The organism is uncultured Cyclobacterium sp. (genome assembly GCF_963976465.1).
GTDB lineage: Bacteria > Bacteroidota > Bacteroidia > Cytophagales > Cyclobacteriaceae > Cyclobacterium.
Genome location: NZ_CAXBOC010000224.1, coordinates 1 through 8,419, shown reverse-complemented (window position 1 = coordinate 8,419; position 8,419 = coordinate 1). Strand labels below are relative to the sequence as shown.

Genomic DNA, 8,419 nt, shown 5'->3' with positions numbered 1-8,419 from the left:
CAAAATCTTCCAGGGGTAAATTATAGGAGTCACTTTTCCACCTAAAATAAACACAAAGTATTCTTATTATTTGGCTAAGCTTTAACAAAGTATTTGAAAGTGTTGTGCAAATACGATACTTTAGTAGAAAATTAATAACGTAAAAGACCAATGTTTCATCTGATAATTGGTGATAATGGATTGATTCTAATGACCCGGGATTTTATCGAAATCAATGACTTTACAATTTTAGTTGAGACTGCTTTCTCGAAGGAGATCATTAAAGATTCTTGTAAATTTGATGAACCCGTGATTGCAGTGGCCTTTTATGGTTCCGGTAATGTGAATTTAGAAATGAATTTCCCCACCGGGAAGCGTGAATTTAATTATACCAAAGGTTTAGCGCTCTCTTTTTATGCAGATGAACAGGTGGATTGTATTCATACGGTCTCCAATAACAAACCACTTGAATGTATTCTTATAGCTACAGCCACTAGAAATTTACAAAACCTTCCCAATCAGGAAGGGAAAATTTTTTCGGAGCTTTTGGAAAATTTGGTTAATCCCAAGGACCATTATGTTGAAGGGCCGAGCTTTTATATGACTCCCGAAATGCATCAGATTATTGATAGTCTTTTTAATATTAGCTACAAGGGTAAAACCAAAATGATGTTTTTTAGAAGTCAAATTACCGCTTTGCTGTCGCACTTTTTTGGTCAATTGTCATTGGATCAAGCCCAAAAATTCCAATCAGAAGATAGAAAACGGCTGGAAATGGCAAAAGAGATTTTGTCGAATAATTTGGATAACCCGCCATCGTTAACGGAGCTCTCCAAGGCCTTGGGTTTGAATACAACCAAGCTGAAAAAAGAATTTAAAGAGGTTTTCGGCATTCCTGTGTTCAAGTACCTTCAGAATGAAAGACTTAAAACCGCTCACAGCCTTATTAGTAATAAACAAGCTTCTGTACAGGAAGCAGCTTGGCATGTTGGCTATGACAGTTTAAGCTCTTTCTCTAATGCCTTTGCGAAAAAATACGGTTACAGACCCAGTCAGATTAAATAACTCGTCTTTTCAAACAAATCTTACATCTTTTTAAATAAATAGTTTACTGGAGGCTAAGCTAGTTTTGTCTTGTAATCAAAACAATACAAGACATGAAAACGATCAAAGCAATTTTAATTGGAGTTGGAATCTGGCTACTGGCTGTGGGTTTGTATACCCTTTCCTTTCATTACCAATTTCTTGAAGACCCAAATCAACAAGCCAATATGGTTTTGTTTATTGTAGTGATGCCATTGGTGTGGCTGGGCTCGTATTTATACTATCAGAAGGGGAGTAAAACCCATGGTTATTTTGTCGGTCAGGTATTTCTACTGGTGGCTGCATTTTTAGATGCGCTAATTACGGTACCCCTTTTCGTGATTCCCAATGGTGGGAATCATTATACTTTTTTTACCAATTTAGGGTTTTGGATCATTGCATTTGAGCTCCTTGGAGTGGCTGTGCTTTATTATTATACAAGGGTCTACCCAAAAACACAAACTTTAAAATACTAGGCGAAATGGAATTCAATGTAGAAACGGTTTTGCTAGGTACGACCCTCTTATTAACAGGTTTAACTGCCGGTTTATGTTTTACTTGGACGAATGCCGTAACGCCGGGTATAGGACAAATGGATGACCTTGGGTTTTTATATGCATTTCAACAGATGAACAGGGTGATTATCAACCCCGCATTTATCCTTGTGTTCTTTAGCCCTTTCGTCCTAAATATTGCCCTTATCTACCTTAAGTATCAAAATCCGGATAGGTCCTTTTGGGTTTTAGTGGTGGCCACTATGCTATTTATTCTGGGAGTAGCTTTTGTAACTGTATTCAAGAATGTTCCATTAAATGAAATGCTTGAGAGGACAGATTTGACTGCTTCCACTTCAGAAGAACTTAAGGCCCTTCGTCAAAAATTTGAAACGCCATGGAAGCAATGGCATTTGGTTAGGACAATAAGTGCTATTGCTTCTTTTGCAATGCTTTTAGTGGGGCTTGTACTAAATACTCAATCATCATAAACTATTCAATTACACATCATGAAACGTAACATTTTAGTCATTGGAGGAACCGGAAAAACCGGAAAACGTATCGTAAAATTATTACACAATTTGGGTCACCATGTTAGGGTTGGGTCTAGAAAGGGAAATCCTGCCTTCGACTGGCACCATCCAGAGGGCTGGTCAGCATCGGTGGAAGGAATGGAGGCCATTTATATCAGCTATCAGCCGGACCTGGCAGTCCCCGGCGCCTTAGAGGCCATCGAGGCTTTGGTAAAAGTTGCTAAAAAAAGCCATGTTAAAAAGCTGGTATTGTTATCAGGCAAAGGAGAGCGAGAGGCCCAATTGTGCGAGCAGCTGGTGATTCACTCCGGATTGGATTATACCATTGTTAGAGCGAATTGGTTCAATCAGAATTTTAGTGAAAACTTTCTGGTTGAAGGGATTTTAAAAGGGCATGTTGCCTTGCCTTTTGCGGAAGCAAAGATCCCCTTTGTTGATGCCAATGATATTGCTGAAGTTGCTGCTAGCGCATTGACTGAGGACAAACACAATGGTAAAATATACCAATTAACCGGCCCTGAAGGATTGACTTTCGAGGAAGCCGTCTCTTTGATTTCCAAAGCCGGTGGAAGAGAGATCCAATTTACAGGAATTAGTGTTAAGGCTTATGTAGCAGCAATGCAGCAACAAAATGTTCCTGAAGATTTTATATGGTTGGTAGAGTATTTGTTCACTGAAGTGCTGGGAAATCCTGACAACTCGGAAATCACGAATGATATTGAAAAAGTACTCGGCAGGAAACCTATTCATTTTAAAGAATATGTAGAAGGATCAGTCAATAATGGAGTTTGGGACCTTGCTGGAGTTTCCTCTAATTAACCAACTGTAACTGAGGGTATTGTAAATACTATCCTCAGTTATTTGTTTTATTGCATAAGTAAACATGCATTCTACTTTTCCTTCTTGATTTGCTAAGCCTTTTATTCGATAATTATGGTTTTTTTTCTATTTAAAAGCTTCTTCAAACAACACCTGTGCCCTTGCCTCCTGCTTAAATTTCTTAACGCCGAATAGCTATAAGGTGGAATTTAAAAATAACCTTATTAAATAATGATTATGAGCATTGGATATTCCAGAGCATATTGACCTCTTGAATTAAGATTTAATAAAACCCTTATGTCCTCTAAATTTTGGCTAAAGCCGGGTGATGCGATTTGACCCTATAAATGGGCTAAAGCCCATTCCTATTGATTAGTTTCTTTGATCGATTATTTTGGTCTAAACTCTGAAAAGGTAAAGTGAGAACAATTTTTAATTGCCTCCTGTTTTAGCTGATGAAAATTGGGTAATTTGGCACCGGTGGCTGAGCCTGTTGAAGTCAGCGGAGTCGAAGTTTACTTGGGGTCCCTACCTATATTAGCTTTGACGGCAACCTGGTGATTATTTTACGAAAGTTGAAAACTTTCCTTATTTTGGGTCTAAGTTACGCTTCGCTAAACTTAGACCAGGTAGGAACTTAGACCAGTTAGGATTAAAAAGACAACGTTTACTAATTATCATCCCACCACACAACCCAAATATTCTACCCAATGCTATCCAACGAAACCTTTGAATACATTGCTGTCTTAGAACAGGAGTTTAGCAGGAATGCGAATAGTAAACTGGCATTGCAGCAAAGGGCTTATTTGCGAAATCAATTTCAGTTTTTTGGGATTTCTACCCGGCAAAGAAGGGCTGTCCAAAGACCGTTTTTGATCAAAGCCATGCTTCCGCCAAAGTCAGAGTTGCATGAGTTGATAAAGGTTTTATGGGTTAGAGATGTGCGAGAGTTTCATTATTTTGGCCAGGAACTAGCCTTAAAATACTTGAAAGTCACAGAGAAAGAGGACATCGATCTTTATGAACATATGGTGGCTCATCAATCTTGGTGGGATACGGTAGATTTGATAGCCAATAAATTGATGGGCAATTATTTCCTGCTTTTTCCGGAAGAGAGGAAGGAACACATAGACAAATGGTTGAAGTCCAATAATATTTGGTTGCAAAGGAGTGCCCTACTGTTTCAGTTGAAGTACAAAGAAAAAATGGATCTTGATCTTTTAAAACAATGCATTCACCATTTATTAGGGTCGAATGAGTTTTTTATCAATAAAGCCATAGGCTGGGTATTGCGGGAATACAGCCGTATCAATCCTATTTGGGTGCAGGAATTTGTAAAAGATACCACATTAAGTTCCTTAAGTAAAAGAGAAGCCTTGAGGTTGATTTCTTGATGTGCCTAAGGATTAGGAGGTTGATGCTTTGCTTTTATATTACTATTTTTAGAAAGGATTAATTAATTCTGCCTTGGCCTATCTAATTCAGTAACTGAATATTATGAAAACACTACAAGTCTTTGCTACCTTGGCTTTCTTAGTTTTGTTTAATTCATCCGGAAATTCACAACAGATTAAATCTCTTGAATGTTTGGATAAACAGCAGTCTGAATTTGTAGCGGTTGTAGTAGAGAAGTTTAACGATCAACTTCTAAAACATTACGGCGAAATTAATTATAAAAAGTTTTTGATGGATAGGAGTAGTATGTCTTTGCCTCCTGACTTTTTTGTCACATCAGGGTTAGCAGAATTTCTGAACATCAATAGAAATAAACCCTTTTTTCAGGATATTTGGAAAAATAATGACGGAGTTTATGAATTTAACCATGAAAGTAAATATTTTGAATGTTTAAAATCAGTTTGTGAATCTGAAACGCTTTGTGAGGTTTTTTCAGCGATGGGTCAGTTTAGAGAAGTGAGCAGGGGACTCATTGCTGGAGCAATTGCCTCCGAACTTCCTGATGAGCAATATAATAATATGGATGTACCCATTTTTATTGCCATCAATCTTTATGCTGAATTATCCATCAACCTTTTCGATCGATTTAAAAACCAAGTCAATATTTAAGAAGGTCCTCAATCCAAAAAGTAGCGTGGAAATAGATAAGAAAAACGTAGACAAGAAAAAAATTGAAAATTTATTTGTCACGATTCCAAAAGGTACTGTGGAAATGAGAGACGACCGGGTAAAAAAAGTTTGGACTCGTGAAATTGAATCTTTTAGACTCTCCAAATTTCCAGTTACTCAGTACTTGTATGCTGCAATAATGAATGAAAATCCGGCTACTTTCAAAGGTGAAAAGTTACCTGTTGAGACTCTTTCTTGGATTGAAGCTGTTAAATTTTGTAATAAACTGTCTGAGACATTGGCGAAAAGCCAATGCTATGTCATTGATAATACCTCACAAATCGTAAGCTTTGATGCCAAGGCAAGCGGATTTCGGCTTCCAACTGAAGCTGAGTGGCAATATGCCTGCCAGGCTGGCGAAAAAAATACCAGGTACGGAGAATTAGAGAAGATTGCCTGGTATAAAAAAAATGCCGACAATCGTACTCAGGAAGTTGGACAAAAGCAACCCAATTCTTGGGGACTTTATGACATGCTTGGTAATGTTTGGGAATGGTGTTCGGATATTTATGATGAAACCGTTTATGGTTCCTATCGGGTTTTTCGTGGTGGTGGCTGGTGCGATGTAGAAAGAAGTGTAATGGCAACCACAAGAAGAAGGAGCCATCCCTACTCCTTTAAAATAGATGATTTAGGGTTTAGAATAGCTGTGAATTCATTTGAAAACAATAGTAAGAAAGGTATATAAATTTTGAAACCGGAGGGAACCGCACTACAGGCAAAACCTTAACAAAACTATTTAATCAGGTTAAAAAAGACGTGTTTAGTTTTATGGTATTTTTATTTTTTTTATATTAAACTTATTATCAACCAATAAGTTATGAAGAACATATCGCTCATGTTATTATTGATCATTATTACTTGTGCTTCTTGTAATAAGAAATCAGGTAAAAATCTTGACAAAGAAAGGCAAGGGCAGGTAGACTTGAAAGAATTGACAGCTGATTTTAGTACTTGGTGGAATTACCATTATTCCAAAATATCTTTATCATCGGATTTTATTGCGCTCGATGAAAATGCTAAATTAATCTCAAAAGAAACATTTTTGAAAAAGTTAATAAGTGGAGATTTTATTGGTATTGAGGGCAAGATGAAAACCAAGTCAGATTCCATTACCTACAAACTAGTTAAATTGCCTGAAGGTGCAGATATAACCATTTCAGGAACCATCAAGAATTCTGCGGAATTGGCTTTAGGATATTTTGAAATGGAAGGTGAAAAATTCCCAATAATTGACCTAAAAGCTATCGATGGGCAGCAGTATAACAATGAAAGCCTGAAAGGGAAAATCACGGTAATCAAAACTTGTTTTATTGCTTGCAAACCTTGTATAGCTGAGATGCCTGAATTGAATAAGTTTGTTTATAAATACCGCAATAATAATGATATACAATTTTTAAGTTTGGCCACGGATACTCGAACTTCACTGGACGACTTTTTGAATAAGAGAAGCTTTGATTATGTGGTCTTTCCCGAACAAAAAGAATTGGTAGAAGACCGGTTGAAGTTAAGGTTATACCCCACCCACTTGGTGATCGATAAAAATGGGAACATTAAGAAAGTTTTCAATAAAGCGTCTGAATTAATGGCTTATATCGAAGGGAACAAGTCTCTGTTGTAATTGGGGTTAAGGTTTCTTCTTTTTCTCTCGCTCTTGCTTTTTGAAATACCTGCGGAAAAGGAAGTTTTGTCGAAGGGCTTCCATGTTTTCATTCAATTTTTCTGCAGCTTCTTTGACATTAATCATGGTGCTGTCAAGTTGCCCGGCCATAGCCTTATCTTGTATTAAATGATTTATAGTACCTTCTCCCGCGCTTATCTCTTTGATGTATTTTTCCAGGTTTTGGCTGACACTTTTAATATCTTGACTGGATTTTTCCAAGTTATCAAATACTATTTTCAATTGGTTGGTAGAAGCCGTGTCGCTTAACAAAACAGCAGCAGCACTTTCACCATAATTCACCTTTTCGACTATTGCATTGATTGTTGTGACCAATGCAGAAGTGCTTTGGGTCGTTTTTTTAAGTTCGATAATTGATCTTCGGATGTCTTGGGCCAATAGGGTATCGCTCAGTAGTGTGCCTAAGGTTCCTTTTCCTTCTAGAATTTTATTGGTTATCTTCAATAGATCGCTTGTCAGCAATGCAGCGTTTTCATTGGTAGTATTTAAGGTAGAAAGCATGTCATCCGTCCCAACTTTACTATAGGTTTGTATGGTGTCTCCCGAGATAATGGCTTTTGCATTTTGCATTTTCCCGGGGACAATATTGACTACCATACTCCCTACCAATCCGTCTGATCCGATAAAAGCAATGGCATCCTCTTTGATGAATCTGGAAATTTTATCTTCTACCATCAACTGAAGAACAATGTTTCTTTCGTCAAGCATTACTATTTTACTAACCGTGCCTACATCAATACCTGAATAGCGCACATTGTTTCCGGTTTGCAGACCATTTACATTGTCAAAAACAGCGTAAAGCTGAATGTTTCTGCTGAAGATATGTTGGCGTTTTCCTATTGAATAGAGGATGGCAATAAGGAGCACAGTTCCTATCACCACAAATAGGCCTACTTTCGCTTTGTATGCATTAGATTTTCCCATACTATTAGTTTTTAAAGAATGCCTGAATTTTTGGATCTTTTGCATTTGAAAGTTCCTCAAAGGTTCCTTCAGCATAATTGGTACCATCAACCAGCAAAATCATCCGGTTGGAGATAACCCTAGCACAATCCACATCGTGTGTAATGATAAGTGAAGAGGTATGGTATTTTTTTTGAATATTACGCATTAACTCTATAATCTCTTTGGCTGTAATGGGATCTAGGCCCGTTGTTGGCTCGTCATAAATGACGATTTTTGGTTTTAGGATTAATGCCCTGGCCAAAGCCACCCTACGTTGCATACCTCCGGAAAGCTCTGCAGGCATCAAATCCAAGGTGTGTGCCAGCCCCACATTTTCCAATGCTTCTTTGACCAGAATTTCTTTACTTTCAAAACCCGGTATTTTATGTGTTTGACGCCTGAGTGGAAATTCTAAGTTTTCACGGACAGTCATGGAGTCGTACAAGGCACTACCTTGGAATAGGAATCCTATTTCTGTACGGAGAAGATCCAATTCGCTATGCCCTATACTTGTGATGTCATGGTTTTTAATGGTAATGCTACCACTGTCAGGCTGAATTAGTCCTACCAGACATTTGATCATTACCGATTTCCCGGAACCCGATTTTCCCATCACTACCAGGTTTTCTCCTTCAAAAAGTTTCAGGTTAAAATCTTTGAGTACATGGTTGTCACCAAAACTTTTGTGAAGGCTTTTTAATTCTAAAACAGGGTTTATGTTTTTTGTAGCATCCATTTAAATTTCTAAAAATATATCAGAA

The 8,419-nt window shown here is 37.5% G+C and carries 10 protein-coding genes; 8 read left to right on the top strand and 2 right to left on the bottom strand.

All coding sequences use genetic code 11. The features are described 5' to 3' along the window. The first annotated feature begins 150 nt into the window (after positions 1–150). The 8 genes from AAC037_RS13380 to AAC037_RS13345 all read left to right on the top strand — a co-directional run bounded on the left by AAC037_RS13380 (position 151) and on the right by AAC037_RS13345 (position 6,653). Positions 151–1,044, top strand: a complete 894-nt coding sequence (locus tag AAC037_RS13380) for an AraC family transcriptional regulator (protein WP_339903460.1) — start codon at positions 151–153, stop codon at positions 1,042–1,044. Positions 1,045–1,136: 92 nt separating this feature from the next. Next, the gene (locus AAC037_RS13375) at positions 1,137–1,538 is read left to right on the top strand and encodes a DUF5367 family protein (RefSeq protein ID WP_339903459.1); all 402 of its coding nucleotides are present in this window, start codon (positions 1,137–1,139) and stop codon (positions 1,536–1,538) included. A gap of 5 nt (positions 1,539–1,543) precedes the next feature. Next, positions 1,544–2,047 carry a DUF1772 domain-containing protein gene (locus AAC037_RS13370; RefSeq protein WP_339903458.1) on the top strand — a complete coding sequence of 168 codons (504 nt, stop codon included), beginning with the start codon at positions 1,544–1,546 and terminating at the stop codon, positions 2,045–2,047. Positions 2,048–2,065: 18 nt separating this feature from the next. Next, positions 2,066–2,908, top strand: coding sequence for an NmrA family NAD(P)-binding protein (locus AAC037_RS13365; protein ID WP_339903457.1), 843 nt, complete (start codon positions 2,066–2,068; stop codon positions 2,906–2,908). A gap of 710 nt (positions 2,909–3,618) precedes the next feature. Continuing rightward, entirely contained in the window at positions 3,619–4,302 is a 684-nt protein-coding gene (locus AAC037_RS13360; RefSeq protein WP_339903456.1) for a DNA alkylation repair protein, read from the top strand. A 103-nt stretch (positions 4,303–4,405) separates the two neighbouring features. Beyond that, the gene (locus AAC037_RS13355; protein WP_339903455.1) at positions 4,406–4,972 is read left to right on the top strand and encodes a hypothetical protein; all 567 of its coding nucleotides are present in this window, start codon (positions 4,406–4,408) and stop codon (positions 4,970–4,972) included. Between the two features lie 25 nt (positions 4,973–4,997). Then, positions 4,998–5,720, top strand: coding sequence for an SUMF1/EgtB/PvdO family nonheme iron enzyme (locus AAC037_RS13350; RefSeq protein WP_339903454.1), 723 nt, complete (start codon positions 4,998–5,000; stop codon positions 5,718–5,720). 132 nt (positions 5,721–5,852) lie between these two features. After that, on the top strand, positions 5,853–6,653 hold the full coding sequence (locus AAC037_RS13345) for a TlpA disulfide reductase family protein (RefSeq protein ID WP_339903453.1): 801 nt from the start codon (positions 5,853–5,855) through the stop codon (positions 6,651–6,653). Positions 6,654–6,659: 6 nt separating this feature from the next. On the opposite strand, the gene AAC037_RS13340 is transcribed toward AAC037_RS13345, so the two are convergent. Continuing rightward, on the bottom strand, positions 6,660–7,637 hold the full coding sequence (locus tag AAC037_RS13340; RefSeq protein ID WP_339903452.1) for an MlaD family protein: 978 nt from the start codon (positions 7,635–7,637) through the stop codon (positions 6,660–6,662). Positions 7,638–7,641: 4 nt separating this feature from the next. Continuing rightward, entirely contained in the window at positions 7,642–8,394 is a 753-nt protein-coding gene (locus AAC037_RS13335) for an ATP-binding cassette domain-containing protein (RefSeq protein ID WP_339903451.1), read from the bottom strand. Between the last annotated feature and the right edge of the window lie 25 nt (positions 8,395–8,419).

Bases quoted from the DNA above. Each gene is read 5' to 3' on its own strand.
- AAC037_RS13380 (WP_339903460.1), top strand. From the start codon at position 151: ATGTTTCATCTGATAATTGGTGATAATGGATTGATTCTAATGACCCGG.
- AAC037_RS13375 (WP_339903459.1), top strand. From the start codon at position 1,137: ATGAAAACGATCAAAGCAATTTTAATTGGAGTTGGAATCTGGCTACTG.
- AAC037_RS13370 (WP_339903458.1), top strand. From the start codon at position 1,544: ATGGAATTCAATGTAGAAACGGTTTTGCTAGGTACGACCCTCTTATTA.
- AAC037_RS13365 (WP_339903457.1), top strand. From the start codon at position 2,066: ATGAAACGTAACATTTTAGTCATTGGAGGAACCGGAAAAACCGGAAAA.
- AAC037_RS13360 (WP_339903456.1), top strand. From the start codon at position 3,619: ATGCTATCCAACGAAACCTTTGAATACATTGCTGTCTTAGAACAGGAG.
- AAC037_RS13355 (WP_339903455.1), top strand. From the start codon at position 4,406: ATGAAAACACTACAAGTCTTTGCTACCTTGGCTTTCTTAGTTTTGTTT.
- AAC037_RS13345 (WP_339903453.1), top strand. From the start codon at position 5,853: ATGAAGAACATATCGCTCATGTTATTATTGATCATTATTACTTGTGCT.
- AAC037_RS13340 (WP_339903452.1), bottom strand. From the start codon at position 7,637: ATGGGAAAATCTAATGCATACAAAGCGAAAGTAGGCCTATTTGTGGTG.
- AAC037_RS13335 (WP_339903451.1), bottom strand. From the start codon at position 8,394: ATGGATGCTACAAAAAACATAAACCCTGTTTTAGAATTAAAAAGCCTT.